This window comes from Wenyingzhuangia gracilariae (assembly GCF_056387575.1).
Map to the genome: position 1 here is coordinate 459,639 of NZ_CM150748.1, position 22,138 is coordinate 481,776.

The 22,138-nt window shown below is 31.4% G+C and carries 20 protein-coding genes; 9 read left to right on the forward strand and 11 right to left on the reverse strand.

Annotated features, from left to right (window positions below; all coding sequences use genetic code 11):
* Positions 1 to 134: 134 nt before the first annotated feature.
* A complete protein-coding gene (locus ACY2IJ_RS01790; RefSeq protein ID WP_476725457.1) occupies positions 135 to 563 on the forward strand; it encodes a helix-turn-helix domain-containing protein in 429 nt (142 codons plus the stop codon).
* On the opposite strand, the gene ACY2IJ_RS01795 is transcribed toward ACY2IJ_RS01790, so the two are convergent.
* From ACY2IJ_RS01795 to guaB, 4 genes are all read right to left on the reverse strand, one after another.
* Complete coding sequence (locus ACY2IJ_RS01795) at positions 564 to 3,035, reverse strand: M1 family aminopeptidase (RefSeq protein ID WP_476725458.1); 2,472 nt, start codon at positions 3,033 to 3,035, stop codon at positions 564 to 566.
* A 3-nt stretch (positions 3,036 to 3,038) separates the two neighbouring features.
* Positions 3,039 to 3,569, reverse strand: coding sequence for an adenine phosphoribosyltransferase (locus ACY2IJ_RS01800; RefSeq protein WP_476725459.1), 531 nt, complete (start codon positions 3,567 to 3,569; stop codon positions 3,039 to 3,041).
* Positions 3,570 to 4,742 (reverse strand): putative sugar nucleotidyl transferase, encoded by a 1,173-nt coding sequence (locus ACY2IJ_RS01805; RefSeq protein WP_476725460.1) that lies wholly within the window; start codon positions 4,740 to 4,742, stop codon positions 3,570 to 3,572. It lies immediately after the preceding gene.
* A gap of 103 nt (positions 4,743 to 4,845) precedes the next feature.
* Positions 4,846 to 6,309: an IMP dehydrogenase gene (guaB, locus tag ACY2IJ_RS01810; RefSeq protein ID WP_476725461.1), complete on the reverse strand. Its 1,464-nt coding sequence runs from the start codon at positions 6,307 to 6,309 to the stop codon at positions 4,846 to 4,848.
* 149 nt (positions 6,310 to 6,458) lie between these two features.
* Between guaB and ACY2IJ_RS01815 the strand changes: the two genes are divergently transcribed.
* Together ACY2IJ_RS01815 and ACY2IJ_RS01820 are read left to right on the forward strand one after the other, a co-directional pair.
* Positions 6,459 to 7,289, forward strand: a complete 831-nt coding sequence (locus tag ACY2IJ_RS01815; RefSeq protein ID WP_476725462.1) for a universal stress protein — start codon at positions 6,459 to 6,461, stop codon at positions 7,287 to 7,289.
* A gap of 114 nt (positions 7,290 to 7,403) precedes the next feature.
* Positions 7,404 to 8,240 carry a universal stress protein gene (locus ACY2IJ_RS01820; RefSeq protein ID WP_476725463.1) on the forward strand — a complete coding sequence of 279 codons (837 nt, stop codon included), beginning with the start codon at positions 7,404 to 7,406 and terminating at the stop codon, positions 8,238 to 8,240.
* 6 nt (positions 8,241 to 8,246) lie between these two features.
* Here the strand turns inward: ACY2IJ_RS01820 and ACY2IJ_RS01825 are convergent, their stop codons facing one another.
* The 4 genes from ACY2IJ_RS01825 to ACY2IJ_RS01840 are packed head-to-tail and all read right to left on the reverse strand — an operon-like array spanning position 8,247 to position 11,867.
* Positions 8,247 to 9,530, reverse strand: a complete 1,284-nt coding sequence (locus tag ACY2IJ_RS01825) for a dicarboxylate/amino acid:cation symporter (RefSeq protein ID WP_476725464.1) — start codon at positions 9,528 to 9,530, stop codon at positions 8,247 to 8,249.
* 17 nt (positions 9,531 to 9,547) lie between these two features.
* On the reverse strand, positions 9,548 to 9,673 hold the full coding sequence (locus ACY2IJ_RS01830) for a FeoB-associated Cys-rich membrane protein (protein WP_476725465.1): 126 nt from the start codon (positions 9,671 to 9,673) through the stop codon (positions 9,548 to 9,550).
* Complete coding sequence (gene feoB / locus ACY2IJ_RS01835) at positions 9,673 to 11,637, reverse strand: ferrous iron transport protein B (RefSeq protein WP_476725466.1); 1,965 nt, start codon at positions 11,635 to 11,637, stop codon at positions 9,673 to 9,675. The genes ACY2IJ_RS01830 and feoB overlap by 1 nt, the downstream gene beginning before the upstream one ends.
* Positions 11,634 to 11,867, reverse strand: a complete 234-nt coding sequence (locus ACY2IJ_RS01840) for a FeoA family protein (RefSeq protein ID WP_476725467.1) — start codon at positions 11,865 to 11,867, stop codon at positions 11,634 to 11,636. The genes feoB and ACY2IJ_RS01840 overlap by 4 nt, the downstream gene beginning before the upstream one ends.
* 361 nt (positions 11,868 to 12,228) lie before the next feature.
* Between ACY2IJ_RS01840 and ACY2IJ_RS01845 the strand changes: the two genes are divergently transcribed.
* From ACY2IJ_RS01845 to ACY2IJ_RS01860, 4 genes are all read left to right on the forward strand, one after another.
* A complete protein-coding gene (locus ACY2IJ_RS01845) occupies positions 12,229 to 12,576 on the forward strand; it encodes a hypothetical protein (RefSeq protein WP_476725468.1) in 348 nt (115 codons plus the stop codon).
* 71 nt (positions 12,577 to 12,647) lie between these two features.
* Complete coding sequence (locus ACY2IJ_RS01850) at positions 12,648 to 13,868, forward strand: imelysin family protein (RefSeq protein ID WP_476725469.1); 1,221 nt, start codon at positions 12,648 to 12,650, stop codon at positions 13,866 to 13,868.
* 64 nt (positions 13,869 to 13,932) lie between these two features.
* The gene (locus ACY2IJ_RS01855) at positions 13,933 to 15,351 is read left to right on the forward strand and encodes a di-heme oxidoreductase family protein (RefSeq protein WP_476725470.1); all 1,419 of its coding nucleotides are present in this window, start codon (positions 13,933 to 13,935) and stop codon (positions 15,349 to 15,351) included.
* Positions 15,352 to 16,404 carry an imelysin family protein gene (locus tag ACY2IJ_RS01860; RefSeq protein WP_476725471.1) on the forward strand — a complete coding sequence of 351 codons (1,053 nt, stop codon included), beginning with the start codon at positions 15,352 to 15,354 and terminating at the stop codon, positions 16,402 to 16,404.
* Positions 16,405 to 16,473: 69 nt separating this feature from the next.
* Here ACY2IJ_RS01860 and ACY2IJ_RS01865 read toward each other — a convergent pair whose 3' ends face one another.
* Entirely contained in the window at positions 16,474 to 17,985 is a 1,512-nt protein-coding gene (locus ACY2IJ_RS01865) for an HmuY family protein (protein ID WP_476725472.1), read from the reverse strand.
* Positions 17,986 to 17,996: 11 nt separating this feature from the next.
* On the reverse strand, positions 17,997 to 20,150 hold the full coding sequence (locus ACY2IJ_RS01870; RefSeq protein ID WP_476725473.1) for a TonB-dependent receptor plug domain-containing protein: 2,154 nt from the start codon (positions 20,148 to 20,150) through the stop codon (positions 17,997 to 17,999).
* 97 nt (positions 20,151 to 20,247) lie between these two features.
* On the opposite strand from ACY2IJ_RS01870, the gene ACY2IJ_RS01875 reads away from it, so the two are divergent.
* Both ACY2IJ_RS01875 and ACY2IJ_RS01880 read left to right on the forward strand, forming a co-directional pair.
* The gene (locus tag ACY2IJ_RS01875) at positions 20,248 to 21,150 is read left to right on the forward strand and encodes a DUF6607 family protein (RefSeq protein ID WP_476725474.1); all 903 of its coding nucleotides are present in this window, start codon (positions 20,248 to 20,250) and stop codon (positions 21,148 to 21,150) included.
* 4 nt (positions 21,151 to 21,154) lie between these two features.
* Entirely contained in the window at positions 21,155 to 21,643 is a 489-nt protein-coding gene (locus tag ACY2IJ_RS01880) for a DUF2271 domain-containing protein (RefSeq protein ID WP_476725475.1), read from the forward strand.
* A gap of 54 nt (positions 21,644 to 21,697) precedes the next feature.
* On the opposite strand, the gene ACY2IJ_RS01885 is transcribed toward ACY2IJ_RS01880, so the two are convergent.
* Entirely contained in the window at positions 21,698 to 22,138 is a 441-nt protein-coding gene (locus tag ACY2IJ_RS01885; protein ID WP_476725476.1) for a heme-binding domain-containing protein, read from the reverse strand.

Consider the following 22,138-nt stretch of genomic DNA (forward strand, 5'->3'; position numbering starts at 1 on the left):
TTTTTACGATGTTTTATCTAAAGTCGATTAATATTGTTTGTCTTGTGTATACACTATAGTTTATATATGGGGAATTTCTTTTGGTTACAATTGTAAAATGATTATCTTTCCGTTGTGAAAAATAATTGTTTACAATGTTAAATCAAGAAGCGTTTATAGATAGGTTACATAAAGTATTTAATCATTATGGATTAAGTGCCTCTACTTTTGCTGATGATATTAAAGTGCAAAGATCTAGTATATCTCATTTGTTGTCTGGTAGAAATAAACCTAGTTTGGAGTTTGTGTTAAAAATAGTAGATACTTATAAGGAAGTAGATTTGGAATGGTTGCTTTACGGAAAAAATGCATTTCCCAAATCAAAAAGTAACACAGAAGTAAAAACAACTAACACTAAAGTAAGTACAACTCTTTTTGATACTGTTGAAAAAGAACATACAGAAGTGAATACGAGTAAGGAAATTCTAGATAGAGATCAAAAAAAAACAACCCCTTCTGCAATAGAAAGGATTGTTATTTTTTATAAAGACGGTACTTTTAAGGAATATGTTACTAATGAATAGTTAATCTACCGCTAGTTTTCTAATTCCTTGCTCTATAAGGTCTATTAGTTTTGTTTGATTTTTGTTTTTTACTTCCTTTTGTTTGGTAATTACTTTTCTTAAAACTCTAATTGCTTCGTAATTAAAGTTGTATTTTTTATACCTAAGTCCTTTTTCTACAAAATCATCTACTAAAACCTGAATAGCTTCTTCGTTATTGGTACTAGCTACCCAATCAAAAGCATTTTCAAAATCTTTTTTAAATTTTTCGTCTTGTATTAAATACATTCCTGTTAACAGATATTTGGCTACAAACGTTACGTGTTCATCTTTTCTGTCTTCTAAATACATTTTTAATAACGGAACATAAATAACATCTTTTATGTTGTTAGGAAGCTTATTGGCATATTCTTTAGCGGTTTCTTTGTCTACATAATACATGGCCAACAAACTATTTCCTTTTACTTTAGGCGATATGTTGTTTATACTTTCTTTAAAAATAGGCAAATACTCTACGTTTATTAATTTACCTAGTGTAGAAATTGCTGCTGCTGCCACATTAGGATTTTTGCTTTTTGCTAATTTTTCAATTTTAGAAACGGTTTTCTTTTTGGTGTATTTGGCAGATAAATTGATGTTTTCTATAGCGTATACTTGAATTACATCATAAGAATCTTCCATGGCTAATTCAAAAACTTTAAAAACATCTTTTTCCTCTTGTTTGTCTTTTAGCAACTCTAAAGCTCCTAACCTATCTACAAAGTGTTCTACGTTTTTGTATTGAAATATAAGCTCGTCGGTACTTAGTTCAGGTTCATTAATTTCGGCTAATAAAACATGATCTGAATTTACTTTGATCAATTTGATATCATCGCTATAAGGAAATCCAAATGTTTTTTCTTTTTGATCTACAAAAACCTTATAATTTTGCTTTCCTTTTTTGGTGTAAATATCAATAGATAAAGGAAAATCGTATATTTTTTCTAATTGAGTAATTTTAACTTTTTGTTCTCCTGCCAACAAATCTTTTTCTACAGATATGTTAAGTTTTGGATGACCACTGTTGTAGTACCATTGACTAAAAAACCACATTAAATCTTCTCCAGAAACTTCCTCAAAAGCCAAACGTAATTGATGTGCTTCTGCAGATTTAAATTTATGATGATTTAGATAGTGCTGCAAACCAGCAAAGAATTTTTCATCACCTAAGTAATTTCTTAGCATGTGTAAAATCATTCCTCCTTTGTTGTAGCTAATCACATCAAAAACATCGTCTTTTTTGGTGTAATTATACCTAACAAGGTGTTTTTCATAGTTTTCATGCAGTCTATCCGGGTTTTTGTTTAAATAAGCATCTTTGGTTTTTTGCATATGCTCATTGGCTCTGTCTTTTCCGTATTTATGCTCTAACCACAAGTATTCGGAGTAGTTGGCAAAACTCTCGTTTACAGTAATATTGGCCCAACTTTCTGTAGTAACCAAATCTCCAAACCAATGATGGAACAATTCATGAGCAATTACTGTTTCCCAAGTATTTCTTTCAGACAGTTCTCCTTTACTTAGCATGGCTTGTTCTGCGTGTATAACAGCTCCAGTGTTTTCCATTGCACCACTAACATAATCCCTAACAATCATTTGACTGTATTTGTCCCACACATAGTCTACTCCTGTTATTTTAGAGAAAAAATCTAACATTTCTGGAGTGTTTTTAAACAATTCTGCAGCGGTATCTTTGTAAGATGGTTCTACGTAATAACTCACTTCTTTACCGTTCCAGTTGTCTTTTATAATTTCAAAATCACCAACTCCTACAAAAAACAAATATGGAGCATGTGGCAAATCTTGTTTCCAAACATCTGTTCGGGTTCCATCGTTATTTTCTGTTTGAGAAATTAACAATCCGTTAGATAAGGTTTTGTATTTGTTTGGTACAGTTAGCGTAATTTGCTGAGTTGATTTTTGATTAGGTTTGTCTATAGTGGGAAACCAAGCACTGTTTTGTTCTGGTTCTCCTTGAGTCCATATTTCTGTTGGTTTGTTTTTGTCCAATCCTTTAGGGTTGATGAAATACAAACCTTTGTTGTCTGTAATGGCAACACCACCTTCGTTTTGAACTTTGTTAGGGTTTCCTTTGTATTTGATGTACAGTTTAATTGTATCGTTTTTGGTATAAACTTTATTTAAATCTATATTTAAATGCGTTCCTGAATTGTAAAACTTTAAATCTGTGTTTTCTGATTTTACCTCATACACATTCATTTTTTTTGCATCTAACTGTAAATTGTTAGCAGCATCAAAATGAGGTTTTAATAAAATCCAAGCTTCACCATCAACGGTTTGGTCATTAAAATTAAATTTTAAATTTAGTTTGGTATCAATCAAATCAAACTCTTTAGTGCTTGTTTTACCATTGTCATTGTATCTATAAATACGTTGTGCATTTGTATTGAATACAAGAATCAGAAATAATAACGTTAAATAGTTTCTTTTCATAAATTAATATTTAATTAAAGATGTTGTTGTACTAATTTTATTTAGTGGCTCTATTCCTTTTAAGAATTCTAGTTCTATTACAAAACTAAATCCGGCTACGTTTGCTTTTTGTTGAATTAATTTAGCTGCGGCAATGGCAGTTCCACCAGTAGCTAATAAATCATCGTGAATTAACACATTGCTGTTTGGAGTAATGGCATCTTCATGAACCTCTATGGTTGCTGACCCATATTCTAATTCATACGATTCTTTAATGGTTTTGGCTGGTAATTTTCCTTCTTTACGAATCATAATAAAAGGAACTTCTAGTTTTTGAGCTAATAGAACTCCAAATAAATAACCTCTAGATTCAATACCAGCAACAGCATCTATTTGGGTGTCTTTAAATTGATTGGCCAATTCATTAATTAACTCTTTAACAAGTTTAGGATTTAGTAAAATGGGTGTAATGTCTTTAAATAAAATTCCTTCTTTAGGAAAATTAGGGACATCTCTAATAACCGATTTTATTTTTTCTTGTATAGATAAACTCATTTATTTTTTTCTGTATTTTTCTGTTAATGTGTTTACATGTTCTAATATAGAAATGTCTTGTTCTGTAATCTCTTGTCCTGTTAGTTCCATCATTTTAGTGGCGGTTCTAATGGCTTTTTTAAAAGTATAAACATCTACAATTTTGTTACCACTCCAACTAAAAGAAGGCACAAATTTTTCGGGCATATCTGATCCAAAAATATTGGCACTTACTCCAACAACTGTACCAGTATTAAACATTGTATTGATACTGGTTTTGGAGTGATCTCCCATCATTAAGCCACAGAGTAACTGACCTGTTTCTTCATAAATTTCTTCTTCGTAACTCCATAATCGTACTTTGCTGTAAGTGTTTTTTAGATTAGATACGTTGGTGTCTGCTCCAAAATTACACCACTCTCCTATTACAGAGTTTCCTAAATATCCTTCGTGACCTTTGTTAGAATTTGCAAATAGAATGCTGTTTTTAATTTCTCCACCCACTTTACAGTTAGGTCCCACAGTGGTAGCTCCATATATTTTTGCTCCCATTTTTACCAAAGATTTTTCCCCTAAAGAAAAAGGACCTCTAATAATGGCTCCATCTAAAACAACCGCATCTTTAGCAATGTAAATAGGGCCGGATGATGCATTTAAAATACAAGGATTGATAATGGCACTTTCTTTTATAAAAATATCTTCTTTGTTGATCGCTTGTACATAATCTGGAATTGGTGCCGAAATTTCATCTTTGGTCAATAGCTCAAAATCTTGTCTAATAGCCAAATCATTCAACAAAAACAAATCCCATTTGTGCTCTATGGATTGTACATTTTTTACCTCGATGCTATCGTAACTAGAAAAATCTATTTCTTCTTGATCTTGGGTGCTATAAAAAGCAATCATTTCACCATTACAATATACAGCCTGATTTGGTTGTAGATGTTTAACAGCATTAAAAAAATCTAGATTGGGAAGATATCCTGCGTTGATAAAAATGTTTTCTTCCATTTCTAACATCGGATATTTATCTTCTAAATATTCTTCTGTTAACGTTGTGGTGGTCAATCTTAAAAAAGTTTCCCATTTTTCACGAATCGTTAAAATACCAACTCTTATGTCAGCTACGGGTTTGGTATAAGTAAAGGGCAATAATCCATCTCTAAAGGGACCATCGTAAAGTATGTAATTCATAGTCTTTTTTAAAATAAACGGGGTTGTTTTTTTTAATGGAAAAGATATAAAAAAACCACCTAACAGTAATTGTAGGTGGTCTAGTTTATTTTAGATGTACGTGTTATCTAGAATAGTTTGGAGCTTCTTTAGTAATGGTCACATCATGCGGATGGCTTTCTGCAATTCCAGAGGCTGTAATTCTTACAAACTCAGCACTTTTTTGATCTTGAATTGTAGCAGCACCACAGTATCCCATTCCGGCACGTAACCCACCAATAAACTGATGCATTGTATCGTACAATTCTCCTTTATAAGGTACACGACCTTCAATTCCTTCTGGAACTAATTTTTTGCTATTGTCTTCATCTCCTTGGAAATATCTGTCTTTAGAACCTTTTTTCATAGCCTCTACAGACCCCATTCCTCTGTATGATTTAAATCTTCTTCCGTTAAACAAAATAACTTCTCCTGGAGCTTCTTTTGTACCTGCTAATAAAGATCCTAACATTACAGAATCTGCACCTGCAGCAATAGCTTTAGGAATATCTCCTGTGTAACGTACACCACCATCTGCAATTACAGGTACTCCACTTCCTTCTAAAGCTTCGGCTACTTGCATAATGGCAGACAATTGAGGGTATCCTACTCCTGCAACTACACGAGTTGTACATATAGAACCAGGTCCAATACCAACTTTTACTCCATCTGCTCCTGCAGCAACTAAATCTAAAGCGGCTTTTGCAGTTACTATATTTCCAGCAACTACATCTAAGTTAGGATGCACCGCCTTAATTTCTTTTAGTTTGTTTAATATGTTAATTGAGTGACCGTGTGCAGAATCTAAAACTACAGCATCTACTCCTTCTTTTACCAAAGCAGCAACACGTTGTAAACAATCCTCTGTTACTCCAATAGCGGCAGCAACTCTTAATCTACCATATTCATCTTTATTCGCTTCAGGGTTTTCTCTTACTTTTACAATATCTCTAAAAGTAATCAATCCAACTAATTTAAAGGCTTCATCAACAATAGGTAGTTTTTCTACTTTATTATCTTGTAAAATTACTTCGGCTTCTTTTAAAGAAGTTCCTGCGGAAACAGTAACCAAACCTTCAGAAGTCATTACTTCAGAAATTAATCTTTTGCTGTTTTTTTCAAATCGCAAATCTCTATTGGTTACAATTCCTTTTAAGACACCCTCAGCATCTACAACTGGAATTCCTCCAATTTTATGTTCGCTCATTAACAAATTTGCATCCATAACTGTTTCTTGAGCAGTAATGGTTACAGGTTCTAAAATCATTCCAGCTTCAGAACGTTTTACTTTTTTTACCTGTCTAGCTTGTTCTTTAATAGACATGTTTTTATGAATCACTCCTATTCCACCTTCACGAGCAATAGCAATAGCCATTCTTCCTTCTGTAACCGTATCCATAGCAGCAGAAATAATAGGTGTATTCAAAGGAATGTTCCTTGAAAATTTAGATTTTATTGAGACAGTATTGGGTAAAACTTCTGAGTATGCTGGAACCAACAATACATCATCGTAAGTAAGTCCTTCAGTTATAACTTTGTAAGTAGACATTTGCAATTAGTTATGATTTAATTGCATGCAAATATACAACATTTTAAACGATTGGGACGAAATGATTTTAAAGAATTTTAAAGACCTAAACCTTTGTATATCAAAGTGTTTTTTTATAACTTTAATAGAGTCATTAATAAGCCACTGTTATGAAAAATATAATTATACCTGTAGATTTTTCTAAATATTCAGAATATGCATTAAAAGTTGCTGTAAAATTATCAAAAAAACACAACTCTAATTTAATTTTAGTCCATATGCTTGAAATGCCCACTGGGTATTCTGACCATGGTGGAGATTATGGAAAAACGATTGTTTTTTTAATTAAGTATGCCGAAAAAAAGATGGAAACTTTTATTAAAAAAGACTACTTACAAGATGTTAAAATAACCGTAGTAATCAAACATTTTACTTTGTTTCCTGAAATAGGAAATTTAGCAGCTGAACATGATGCTAGTCTTATAGTAATGGGGTCTCATGGAATTAGTGAACACAATGATACTTTTTTAGGATCGAATACAGAAAAAGTAGTGAGAAGTTCTCCTGTACCTGTTTTGGTTGTAAAAGAGGAAGTTGAAAATGTTGAGTTTGATAAATCGGTGTTTGTGAGCGATTTTAAAATGGAATCAGTACAGGCATATCAAAAGGCTCAACGTTTTTTTAAAACATTAGGAGTTAAACCGACGTTGTTATTTATCAATAAGCCAGATGGCGGTTTTGTTTCAACAGGAGAAATGAAAGCTAGATTTGAAAACTTTTTAATGAAAGCAGATGGAAATCTAGACAACCTATCTTACTTTGCCAATTACGATGATTACTCTGTTGTGGCTGGGGTTAAATATTATGCTAACGAAAATCAAGTAACATTAATAGCTGTTGCTACACATGGAAAATCTAGTTTGTCTAAATTTTTTAACAAAAGTATTTCTTTAGATATTGCAAACAAATCAACATTACCAGTATTAACAGTACTTATATAAGCAAAAACAGTATTAAAAAAATGTTCTAAATTTTAGAAATAGAAATTGTTTTTTTGTTTAAAACTCTCTACTTTAGTCGACTTTTCCAAATAATTGTCAAACTTTATAAAAGTTATGAAAAAAATTATTGTTCCTGTTGATTTTTCAGAGTATTCAGAACATGCATTAAAAACTGCTGTTTCATTAGCAAAAAAGCACCAGTTGCACATTACGCTTGTAGCAATGGTTAAAAACCCTGCCTCTTTTTCAGAGGAGACTATTACAGAATCTAAAGAACGTTTTTTATCTGTAGAACAAGCAGAACAAAAAATTAAAGATTATGTACAGCAAGATTATTTAAAAGAAATTTCTGTTGATTATGTGATTAGATATTATAGAATTTTTAGCGAATTAGATGGATTTGCTAAAGATTTAAATGGGGATTTGATTGTGATGGGAACTCATTCTGCGACACATACAGAAGATTTCTTTTTAGGATCGAATACAGAAAAAGCTGTTAGAACCACAAGAATTCCTGTTTTAGTGGTAAAAGAAGTAGAATTAAATTTAGATATAAAAAAGGCTGTATTTGTAAGCAATTATAGACCTAAGGCTGTGATAGCTTATCAAAAAGCAATGAGTGTTTTTAAAACTCTAGGAGTACAACCTACTTTGTTATTTGTCAATAAATTTGGTGATAAGTTTTTAACGGAAGAGGAAATACAAAAAAGAATAGAAAGTTTTTTAATGTTGGCAGATGGTCATTTAAAGAATTTAAACACTTTTAAAAGTATAGATAGCGAATCTGTTGGTAAGGGAACTCACACTTTTGCAGAAGAGAATGAAATAGGTCTTATTGCAGTGGCTACCCAAGAAAAAACAAGTATAGGAAAGTTTTTAAAAAAGAGTCAAAAATTTAATTTAACAGAAAAGAATAACTACCCTATTATGAGTGTGAAAATGAGCAACTAAACAGTCTTATCTGTTTTCTTTTTCCATTTTAGAAACTATTAAAGCCACTGTAGCATCGCCAGTTACGTTAATGGTTGTTCTTAACATATCCAGAGGTCTGTCTACTGCAAAAATTAACGACAATCCTATAGGTAATAATTCTTTAGGGAAACCAATGGTGTCTAACACAATTAATAACATTACCATACCTGCACCTGGAACCGCCGCAGAACCTATAGAGGCAATTAACGCTGTCACAATTATGGTGATTTGATTGCTAAATGTTAAGCCTTCTGGCCACAAAACCTGCATGATAAAAATAGCGGCTACGGCTTGGTACAAGCTTGTTCCATCCATATTAATAGTGGCACCTACAGGTAATACAAAACTAGAAACTTCTTTTTCAACTCCCAAATGCTCCTCAACACGCTCCATAGTTACAGGCAAGGTAGCTGCACTAGAGCTGGTAGAAAAAGCCAACAATTGAGCTGGAGAAATATTTTTTAAAAACCAAATAGGTGATTTTTTAACAATGATAGAAATACACAAGGTGTAAAAAACAATCATTAATAACAAACCTAATACTACTATTCCTGCATATTTTAATAATGCGATTAAGACATTTAGATCATCAGAATTTACAACTACGGTGGCTAACAAAGCAATTACAGCATACGGAGCAAATAGCATAATTATGTCTATCATTTTTAAAATGACATCATTTAGAGAATCAAAAAAATCTTTTAGTGGTTTTGCTTTTTTCTCTTCAATTAACAACATACAAATTCCTAAAAACAACGTAAAAAAGATGACTTTTAACATGCTTTTGTTGTCTGACATAGCCTCTACAATATTGCTAGGAATGATGTCTTCTATAAATTGTAAAGGCCCTTGAGATCTTTGGTTTTGAGCTTCGGACAGCTTACTTTGCACCCCAGCATTGTTTACATAATTGCTTTTTAAAGTCTCTACGGTTTCATTAGAAATTCCATCGCCTGGTTTAAAGAAGTTGGCTAAAGACAAACCTATAGTGATAGCAACTACTGTAGAACAGATGTATAATACAATGGTTTTAATTCCCATGGATCTAAATTTAGAAATGTCTTTTAAATCCGAAATTCCTTTAATTAAAGATCCCATTATTAAGGGAATGGCTATAAGTTTTAATAGTTTTACAAAAATGGTTCCAAAGGGTTGAACCCAATCAATTATAAACTGCTTTCCTCCTGTGAATTGTGAGCAACTAAAACCTAAGATTACTCCTAAAAAAAGTCCTATAATTATTTTCCAATGTAAAGCTATTTTTTTCATGCAACACTATTATTTAATTAACATCCACAACTATCTTTACCACATGTTTTTTTAGTAGAACTAGGACGAATAAATTTACGATACAAGTACCAAATGGCTCCTGCAACTACAATAATAGTCAATATGTTTTGAATCCAAATCATTAGCTAAGAGTTTGATAAGCAATGAATGCTGTTATATAGGCCAAACCAGACATGATAAACATTTGAATCAAAGGCCATTTCCAGCCGTTTGTTTCTCTTTTTACTATGGCAATGGTACTCATACATTGCATAGCAAATGCGTAGAATAACAGAATAGAAATACCCGTAGCAAAAGAATATACAGGTTTTTTGGTGTCGCTATATACCTCGTTTCTCATCCTTTTTTTTATGGTAGATTCTTGTTCGTTTCCAACACTATATATAGTAGCTAATGTTCCTACAAAAACCTCTCTTGCTGCAAAAGAAGTAATTACGGCAACCCCAATTTTCCAATCATAACCAAGAGGTTTTATTACAGGTTCTATAAATTTTCCCATTACACCAATATATGAATGCTCTAATTTGTAGGATGCAATTTCTGTTTGTTTTTGTTCTTCGCTAATGGTAGAATGATGTTTTTCTACATATTCTGTTGCATTTTGCATTTCATTACCTGGACCATAAGATGCTAAAACCCATAATAGAATAGAAATAGCTAATATGATTTTACCTGCTTCAAAAACAAATGCTTTGGTTTTTTCAATAACGTTATATGCTACATTTTTAAACAAAGGAAGTTTGTAGTTAGGCATTTCTACGACAAAGTAAGATTTAGATGTTATTTTTAAAAACTTATCTAACAAAGCAGCAGCTACAATTGCAGTAAAAAAGCCTAGTAAATATAATCCCATTAGCAATAAACCTTGTACGTTAAAACTTAGAAAAGTAGCATTTGCGGGTATAATTAAGCTAATTATAATAGCATACACAGGCAAACGTGCAGAACAGGTGGTAAACGGAGTTACTAAAATAGTGATTAAACGTTCTTTCCAACTTTCTATATTACGAGCAGCCATAATTGCAGGAATAGCACATGCAGTTCCTGAAATTAAGGGAACAATACTTTTTCCGCTCAAACCAAATCTGCGCATAATTCTATCCATTAAAAACACAACACGACTCATATAACCACTTTCTTCTAAAAACGAAGTAAATAGAAATAAAAAGGCAATTTGTGGAATAAATATAACCACACCACCAATACCAGGAATAATTCCTTCGGCCAATAAATTTGTAAAAGTTCCTTTAGGCAAATGGTTTCTTGTTAGTTCTGATAAAGTTGCAAAAGCACCATCTATTAAGTCCATTGGAATGGCAGACCAACTAAACAAGGCTTGAAAAACCGTAAATAAAATTGTAAAAAAGATTAAATATCCATAAACTTTATGAATTAAAATTCGATCTAAAAGTGTACGAACATCTTTAGCGTTTTGTGGATCTTGAGAATATGTTTTTTCCAAAACATTTTTTAAAAACTGATATCTTCTAACGGTTTCTAAATGGTGTTTTTTCTTTTCGTCTTTGGCAAATTTAGACAAAACAGATTCATGTTCAACAAAGCAAGGAGCTGTACTTACAGTGCTATATCCTGCAATTAGTTTTTTTAAATAAGAAATTCCTTTATTTTGTTTAGAACTAACTAGTGCAATTTTAGTTTCCAGTAAAGATTCAAGTTTAGGAATATCAATATCAATTCCTCTAAGTGTCATTTGATCAGCCATATTAATAGCCAATAACGTAGGAATTCCTAAATCTTTAATTTGAGTAAAAACAAACAAGTTACGTTTTAAGTTTTCAATATCTACCACTACAACCACCACGTCTGGGTAATTCTCGTTATTTTGATCAGAAAGTACTTTTACAGCTACATCCTCATCCATAGAACTAGCATTTAAGCTATAAGTTCCTGGTAAATCAATTATTTCAGCATTCGTTTTATTGTTTATTTTAGAAAAACCTGTTTTTTTATCAACCGTAATTCCAGGATAGTTTCCCACTTTTTGGTTCAATCCTGTTAATCTATTAAATAGTGATGTTTTTCCGGTATTAGGGTTTCCTATTAAAGCTACTTTAATATTGCTCATAATTTTTCTACTAATATTTTAGAAGCTACCTCCAATCTAATTGCTAAATAAGTACCACTAATATTAATATATAAAGGGTCTTGCATTGGTGCTCTTTGTAAAACTTCTACATAATTTCCTTCTATACACCCCATTTCAATTAACTTTAAGGGAATGTCTATTTCTACAAAAGATTTGATGATGGCTCTCTCCCCTCTTTGTAAATCTGCAATAGTATTAGCTTTTGTCATTCAATTCTATTTTATAAAGGGATCTTCCCTTTTTTGTTAAACTCTTGTAGTGTTTAACATTTATGACCTTTAAAATCTAGCTTTTTAAGCAACTTATAGAACCATTATTTCAATGATTTTGTTCATTTTAAAAGAATGTCAAAGATATAAACTATTTAGATTTATTTAAAATAAATAGTTCCTAATTTTTAATTATTGCACCACCTATAAAATAAGCCTTCTGAAATTTAGAAGGCTTATTTGGTAAACAAAAACAAACAATAAAATCTTATACAAGACACTTAGTATAATGCTACAAATATATTTATTTTTATTAATTCTAAATAAAAATAAATGTTATTTTTGAAAAAAAAAATATTTCATGAAAACCTTAGATAAAATATATCAAAACAACTTAGGAATAAGTTATAAAACTCTAAATTCAGAAAACTCTCCATTAATTGTATTAGAAATACATCAAATTTCATTTATGATTAATAGCAAAGAATTAAACTCATTTGTTACGTCTACAGAAACAATTATTAACTACCATAGTACTTGCACTTGTCCACCAGATTTAGAAAATAAAATGGTGGTATACCAAGCTAAACAAACAGAAATTAGAATGCAATTAAGTTTCAATCAACTATTACAACTAAAAGATTTGTTAAAAGGAACTGAGTTTAAACTCTCTATGGACAAAATTTTAGAAAAATATAAAATAAACTAAATATTATTTTTATTAAATCTAAATAATTATACATTTGCTACAAAATTAATATTAACAAAATTTAAATAAGCATGTATTGTTTTAAAAATGTAACAAAACTAACCTTAGTAATTATTACCTCAATTATGATTGGATGTAACAACGATGATGATAGCGGTGAAAACAATTTAACCATTACAGAAAATGGTTTTATTGAAAATTATGCAGAAATAGCTGCAGCCAATTACGAAGATGCCTACACAACTGCATTGGCAATGAAAACAAAAATTGATGCTTTTATAGCAACTCCAAGTGAATCTAACTTAATAGCAGCACGCAATTCATGGTTATATGCACGTGATTATTACGGACAAACAGAAGCTTTTAGAGAAGCTAATGGACCTATAGATAACAAAAATTTATTAGGAATAGAAGGACAAATTAATGCTTGGCCATTAGATGAAAATTACATTGATTATGTTTTTGATTCTAACACACACAGTTATGTAAATAATGGATTGATTGGAAATGAAACGTTTGAATTGACAGAAGCCAACCTTATTGCAAAAAATGAAGAAGGCGGAGATCCTAACATTTCTACAGGATGGCATGCTATTGAATTTTTATTATGGGGACAAGATTTTAATGTAAACAGTAGTCATCAAACAGATTATTCAGTATCTGGAGAAAGACCTTATACAGATTATACAACGGCTGATTTTGCAGAAAGAAGAAAAAAATATTTACAAATTGTAACCAATTTATTAGTAAATGATCTTAAAGATTTAAAAGATGTTTGGAAAGAAGGAGGTTCTTATAGAACTGAATTTGAAAGCATGGACAAGACCAAAGCATTAAAAAACATTTTAAATGGAATAGGATTTATTTCCAACGGAGAAATTGCTGCAGAAAGATTAGATCCTGCTATAGATGAAGATCAAGAAAATGAACATTCTTGTTTTTCAGACAACACAAATCAAGATATGTGGGCAAATGTGCATGGAATAAACAATGTAATTATTGGTGAATACAAAAGAGAAAACGGAACTAAAATTTCGGGAATTTCTTTAATAAATTTAACAAAAGAAGTTAGTGTAAGTGCTGCCGAACACTTAAAAACTTCTGCAGAAACAACCATTTCTAAATTAAATACACTATTGTCTTTAAATAAGAATTTTGACGAAATAATTTCAGAAGAATCTATAGGTAGTAAAGGTCCTGCAGGTCAATTATCATCAGCATTAAAAGCACAAGGAAGTGCAATAGCAGAAGTAGCAACCTCTTTAGGAACAAGTATTTCTATAGGAGAATAACAATCTTTTTTTATGTAAAAACTGAGACTAAAAAATAGTCTCAGTTTTTGTCGTTTTATAGAATATGAAAAATATAAATTTATTAATTAGTACATTTTTTCTCTTTTCTTGCTCTACAGAAGTAGGCTTGAGTGATGATGAAGTGTATATCAGCACCCATTATCAAGAGGGGGAAGAAAATTTAGTTTCTAATTTATCTACAGATGCTTTTACAGCAGACAAAGCTTTTGGAAGAGGTGTCCCTGGTTTGTCGGATACCGAAACTGCTTTTTTTGGTATAGGAAACGCAATGTTCGATCAAAGTTGGGTGTCATCTCCAGCCTCTACAACAACTAGAGACGGATTGGGGCCTATTTTTAATGCAAGAGCCTGTAGTACTTGTCATCAAAGAGATGGACGTGGTATTCCTAAATTAGAAAACAACATTGGTTCACAAGGTTTTTTAATTAGATTAAGCCAAGGAAACTCCCCTACTTCGGGTCCTATTCCTTTTCCTAATTATGGAGATCAATTACAAGATGCTTCTAATTTAAATGTGTTGCCAGAAGCAGATATTCAAGTAGACTTTCAAATTATAAAAGGAACTTATCCCGATGGTACCACTTATGAATTAAGAAAACCAACATATAGTTTATTACACGAAAATTATGGAAGTTTAGCCAATGTAGAAACCTCGCCAAGAGTAGGCCAGCAAGTTATAGGGTTGGGTTTTGTAGATGCACTTTCTGAAGTTAGTATTTTAAAAAATGAAGATATTAATGATGTTGATGGTGATGGAATTTCTGGGAAAGCAAATTATGTGTGGAATGTCAAAGAGAATAAACGAACCATAGGTAAATTCGGATGGAAAGCCAATCAGCCTACTTTGGCACAGCAAATTTCAGGAGCTTTTAATGGAGATATGGGATTAACAAGCTCTATTTTTCCCAATGAAAATTGTCCAAATGGAATAGACTGTTCTAAAATAGCTAATGGAAACAATCCTGGAGAAAATGTAGAAGTATCCGACAAGCAGTTTAGTAGAATTTTACTTTATCAAGCAGCATTATCAGTACCTAAGCGTAGAGATGTAAAAGACTTAGATGTTTTAAAAGGTAAAAACCTATTCCACAATTTGGCTTGTATAAAATGTCATCAAACCAATTTTACAACAGGGAACAACTACCCTACTTTACCGTTGTTAGAAAATGTAGCTATTCAACCCTATTCTGATTTTTTATTACATGATATGGGAAGTGATTTAGCAGATAATAGAGGTGATTTTTTAGCCAATGGAAACGAATGGAGAACACAGCCATTATGGGGATTAGGACTAATAGAAATGGTAAATAATCATACTTTTTTACTACACGATGGAAGAGCTAGAAACATAGAAGAAGCCATTCTTTGGCATGGCGGAGAAGCAAATACATCTAAAAATGCTTTTATGAATTTATCTAAAAAAGAAAGAAATCAATTACTAAAGTTTTTAAACACGCTATAAATGAATAAATACATTTTAATAATTACACTATTTGTATTAGCTAGTTGTAAAAATGACAATACTCCAAATAATGAAGTTTTAAATACAGAATTTTATAAGAATTACTATCAAAACAATATTGCTCCAAGTATCTCATTATTAAAAGAAAACGTAAATAAACAAATAGAATATATAGAAAACTTTCAAAAATCAAAAAATCAAGAAGATTTTGAATTGGTAAAATCTCAATGGCTAGCTTGTGCCCAGCAATATTCTAAAGCAAGGGTTTATAATTTTGGATTGATTAAAGAACGTTTTTTTGATATTAATATTTATAATTTTCCTGCAAGCACATTGGCTATTGAAAGTAATATTTCTGAAAAAACAACATATAATACTGATTTTTTAAGGAAAGAGAGTACTGGAACTAAAGGATTAGGAGCTATAGAATATTTATTATATAGTAACAATGCTTTTAGTTCATTAACAAACGATTCTTATAGAATAGATTATTTACTTGCCATTGGTAAAGAATTACTTAGGCAAGTAGATTTGTTGCAAACAACTTGGGAACAAGAATATTTAGAAATTTATGTAAACTACAATGGAAGTTTGTGTACACAAAATGCTAAATGTTTAACATTTAATCAGTTGATTAATATTTTAGATATCACGAGAGTTACCAAAATAGGAAAAGCAGCAGGTTTAGAAAAATCGGATAAAGTGGTGCCAGAGAATTTAGAAGCTTATAGAAGTAAATCTTCTTTGCTTTTAATTAAAGCAATGCTAGAAGAAGTAAAATATGTATATCAAAATAGCGATACCAATTTAGCTTCTATAGTCAATTCAATAGATAAATCGGGAAAAATAAGTTCAGAAATAGCTTTAAAATTTCAGAATTTAGAACAATTAATTCAAAATTTTGACAACAATTTATATGATGCTATTCTTACAGATCCTACAAGTGTAGAACCAATTTATAATGCATTGGGAGAGTTGGTTGTTTTATTTTCTGTAGATGTGAATAGCACATTGTCTTTAACTGTTTTACCTACAGATAATGATGGAGATTAACATGTTAGTATATATTTTTAAAAAAGAGAGGTCGTTATTATAGCAACCTCTTTTTTTAGAAAACTTTGTCTAATTCAGTTTTTCATATTCAAATTGTGAATGTCCACGTTCTCCACTACTACTTAATAAGGCAGTAAATCGTAATTTATAAATATTTCCATCAGCATCTTTTACAATATAATATCTATCATCTTTAGCAATACCATCACCACTATTTCTCCAATCGCTTGCAATCACTGCTTGGTTGTTGTATACAAAAGCACTAGTATCTACATCGCTTAAAGAAAATTGGGTGTAACTAGGTACATTGTTATTTGTTCTTACATCATCTTTTATTTCATAGGTCAACACTTGGTACAAAACAACATTTCCTAAAGAGTTGTGTAATCCGTAATCAGAATATGTTAATCCGTATCCTCCCGAACTGTAAGAAAATACACCTGAAAAGTTAAGATCCCATTTAGAAGATTCTGGCTCTACTTCTACTACAGCATCATTTGTTAAACTAATGGCTGTTTTAACTTTATTACTATTCTTTTGTACAACAATTTCTTTATAAGTAGTTGTTTCATTTAAATCAGCATAGCGAATGGTATAAGAATCTCCATCGGTTAAGACTCTTACTTTTACAAAACCTCTATGTTCTCCTGTTGTTTTTATGGCTCCTGGTTCTGCAGCATCGGTAGGAATTTCATAACCAAGCGAAACAATGTATACGTTGTTTTCACTATCTGTGGTAGAAATTTCTGAAAAAGCAGTTTCGTTTACATTTCCTTCTTTAGAATCTGTAAATACAATTCCTTGTTCTACATTGCTAAACTGAGAATATCCTACAGGTAAATTCACCAATAATTCAGAAACTGTAGTTACCTCCGTAGGTGCTCCCCAAGAGTTTAACGTTAGTGTTTCTGTTAAATCACTAGCTTCTGTTATAGCTAATAAATCTGTTTTTCCTTTTAATTCTGCTGCGGCTACTAATAAAGAAGAGTTTAAAAACACGCTGTTTTCTGTACCATTATAAACTGCAATTTCCCAAGTATCTCTTTTTACAGCGGTTTGCTTACCGGTACTTAAATCTATATAACTTTGGTTGGGTTGTGTAGAGCCACCTGTTAATAAATCTATCACAGCTCCTGTAGAAGTCACTGGAGTAAAACTAACGTTAATGGTTTTGTTAGCTCCATAGTCCCATCCTGCACTTTCTAATGAGGCAATTGTAAAATCAATACTTCTAGAGGTTCCTTCTATAGGATCTGTAAATTTTGTTAAGGTAATACTAGCCTTACTATCTCCGGAGGCTACAGGAATTGAAATGATTCCGTTTTCTCCAGAAGGATTTGTGGTAAAATCTGTTCCATAAACAGCATTTTCTACAGTATAAGAAATATCAATAACTCCAGAGGTAGAAGCGGCTCTAGAAAAATTTAAATCGATATCTATTTCCGATTCACCTTCTATAATACTTGTAGATGTATTTGTAAAAGAGACGGTAAAATCTATTAAATTGTTGCTATCATCGTTGCTGCAAGAACTAAAGACAAACAGTGCACATAATAGTTTTATAAATAATTGTTTTTTCATTTTGATTGATTTTAATTTAGGTTTAAAGTGAATAATAATTTTAAAAAATAAGATCTTCCGTTTCCAAAAAGTCTAGAGTTTGCTGCGTTTTGATGAGCTTCTGCCGTTACATCCGATGCATTTACAGTAACAATATTTAGTAAGTTTCTAGCTCCAAAAGTTAATTGTACATATTGGTTAAGTTTGTGTCTTATAGAAGCATCTATCCAGGTAAAAGAATCGGTTTTTCCAATTTCTACACTGTTTTCTTCGGTGTTGTTTCCTAATAACACTTGTCTTTTTCCAGTATATTTTAATTGACCCGACAACGTAGTTCTTAACAATGGAATAGTGTAGTTGATGTGAGATTGCACATTAAAGCTCCATAAATAATTTGAGTTAGATAGGTTTAATGCCTTAATAGAGGTGGCTGTACCCAAATACGTTCCGCTTAAACCTAAGGATAGGTTTTTGTATTGAAAGTTATTTTCTAAAGAAATTCCAGCTATTTTAGAATTGTCTATGTTAGCAAATGTAAACAGGTTGTTTCCGTCCTCTTCTACCTGAGTTACATCTGCAATTTTGTTTTCAATATTAAAATAATAGCTTTTTAAACTGGTTTTTAATCTACTTTGATTGGAAAAATAACTTTGCTTGTGAATGTTTAAAAGAAGAGAAATTCCATCTTCAGGTTGTAGGTGTTGGTTTCCTTGTACATTGTGATTGGCATCTACAAAATAATAAAACAACTCACTAAAATTAGGAGCTCTAAATGCAGAACCCAACACAGCTTTTACATGCAATTGTTCTGTAATTTGGTAGGTAGATGATAATGACCAAATAAGTTTATTTCCAAATTGGGAATTGTTGGTTATTCTAGCTCCTGGATAAAAAGACAATTTGGGAGTAATGTTTACATCTGCTATTCCAAAAAAATCATAATTGTTCAATTGATTTTCTACAACATCTTCAGAATAACTTCCTGTAGCAATAGCATCAAATCCTTTTTGCCAAGAAAATTCATATCCTAATTGTAAATTAAAATAGTTTGATTTAGGAAGGATATTGTTTACAAAAACTTTAGAAAACCATACATTGCTAGACTGGCTTAAAGCATTAGTGTTGTATCCTTCTATGCCTTGTAATAAAATATTGTAAACAAATTCTTGATAATATCGTTTTTGGTTTTGTTGAGAAAAAAACAAATTGTAATTCGTTTTTCCTGCTAAAGGTCCCGATATGGTTAAGTTGTTTACCCATCTGTTGGTTGTAAACATTTCATCTGTTGCTGTTGCTTTTACGCTTCCATCATCTTGTTTTCTACCTGTAACAAACTTGTCGTACACAGAAACAGATTCATCAAAATATTGAAGTTTGTAAAACAACTTGTGTTTTCCTAATACTACATTGGTGTTGGCAAAATAGGTTGTTTGTTTTTTAGGATTCCATTCAGTTCCTCTTAAAGTATCGTTTTTTACAACTCCGTCTTGTATGTTTACATAGTTTTTTCCTTGGTAACCATTGTAAAATCCTTGATAATTGTTTTTAGAAACCCCTACAGTTAAATTAAGGTTCTTGTTAAAATTATGAGCAAGTTTTAAATTTTGAACATGACGACCTCTGTCTGAAAAATTATATTCTTTACCAATACTTTCTTCTTGTAATGATGCTTGAATTTGCCATTTGTTTTTTTGTTTGCGTTGGGTAACAATATTAATAACCCCTGCCACGGCATTGTCTCCATACAACACACCCATAGAACCTTCAACCACTTCAATTCGCAATACATCTTCAATATTTAACTGGCTTATGTCTATGTTGTTTCCTATTCCATTGTCATTTGCAATAGGAATACCATCTAATAAAATTTTTACATATTGTCCATCCAAACCAAACATACTAATGGTTGATTTTCCTGTTGCAGCATCTGGAATAATGGTAATGTTTAAGTTCTGAGTTAATAAATCTGCTAAATTATTGGCTGCAACTTTTTCTAAATCTTCTTTTTTAAGCTCTTGTACCGTAAACAATTTTTTACTTAAAGACATTACATTGTCTTTGTGCGTAAGCACTACTGCACTTAAAGCTTCTACTTCTAAACTATCTATAAACGCTTTGTGTTGCGCAACTATTTTTGTTGATAAGACGACTAAAAACAAGACTAGATGTTTTTTATTTATATCCATTCCAAATAAATTTTCAGCAAATATATAAACTATTTTAAATCAATCTAAATTAATTTAGTAAATTTGTCGGCAAATAAATTCTTAAAAATTAAAGTAAATGAACAAGTTTTTGATAACCAGCTTTTTGCTGAGTTTTGCCCTAGTGGGAAATGTGCAAGCCCAAAAAAAGAAAGACAGAAAAGCCATAAAAGAAATGTGTGGTTGTTTTGAAGTCAGTTTTAATTTTGTCGAAACATTTCAGTATAGCAAAGATTCATTGTACAAGCCCTCTAAAACCAAACAAAACGAAACAGCATTAGAATGGGCTCAATTGGTAACCGATGATAAAGACCATATTTCCATACAACATTTACTACAAGTAGGTCCACCAAACAAGCCTTTTATTGTAAAACATTGGCGACAAGATTGGTTGTATGAAAACAGAGATTTTTATATGTATAACGGAGATAGAGTTTGGAATTTTGAAAAGAAATCAAAAAAAGAAGTAAACAACCAATGGACACAAAAAGTCTATCAGGTAGATGACAGTCCTAGATACGAAGGAACTGGTTCTTGGGTGCATGTAGATGGAAAAACGTATTGGGAAAACACAACTACAGCTCCATTACCAAGAAGAGAATACACCAAACGTAGCGATTATAATATTACGTTAAGAGGAAATCGTCATGAGATTACTAATACAGGATGGATTCACGATCAAGACAATGCAAAAATAATTAGAGAAAAAGGAAAAGAAGATATCATCATTGCCCATGAAAAAGGGTACAATATCTACAGAAAAGTAGCCGATGAAAAATGCAAGGCAGCCCAAGATTGGTGGACAAAAAATAAAGACAAATGGGCGGTTGTTCGTGCTAAGTGGAACGAGGTTTATGGTAGAAATAAAGATTTGCACTTAGAGGCCAAAGTAAACAACAAATTATTATACAAATATTTATTTTCTGACGATTATGAATCTCCAGAAAAAATTAATAAGATTATAGAGGATTTTGTAAAATAAGCAGATGAAAATAAGAACAAAACATTTATTATTCTTAGTCATTACATTGTGTTTGTTTGGATTTGCTACCAGTCCAACTCCAAACAAATACAAATGTTTGATTCAAATGCAAAACTACGTAGGAGAAGGAGCTTATGTTGTGGTTTCGTTACTAAACCCTAACGGAGTTTATGAACAAACTTTATATGTACATGGAGATGATGACGATTGGTATTTTGACATTTCTGAATGGTGGGATTTTTATGGAAAAAAAAGAAACAATATAGATGCCATTACTGGAGCTACACTAAGCGGTGGAAAACGTGGTATGAGTGTATTAGCGTTAGATGCCGATAAACTAAATAAAGGTTATAAAATTCGTTTTGAAACAGCTGTAGAAGATCAGGAATACTACAAAAATGATGTAGAAATAGAATTTACAGACCAAATCTTGAATCAAAAAATAAAAGGATTGGGGTTTATTAATTATGTTAGGCTGATAGAAACTCCATAAAAAAAAGGTTTGATACAGTGTATCAAACCTTTTTTTATGATTTTAAAAATGTCTTTAATAATTAGACATGGCTTTTTTAGCCCAAGCCACTAACAATTCACTTTCTGATTTTGTTAGTTCTCCATGAAGTTTTTCATAAGATTCTAAAGGCATTTTCCCCTCTTCTACCTCTTCTTCTACTTCGTGTAATTTGTGTTTTTTTCTTTTTGCATCATATGCAGCCCAACCCGAAAAGTTTAGGTGTTCTTTACCTTCTTCTACATGATGGTTGATCCAAAATGAAACGGGAGCAATGTTGGCATACCAAGGATACGCTGTTTTGTTAGAATGACAATCGTAACATTTAGCGGCTAAAATGCTCTGAACTTCTTTACTAGGTTTTGTTTCATTTACAAACAAATCAACTTCAAAAGTTTCTGCTTCATTTTTTTCTGTACCTATAAATTGTATGGCTATAAATACAACAACAAGTCCAATTAAAATTTTTTTCAACAT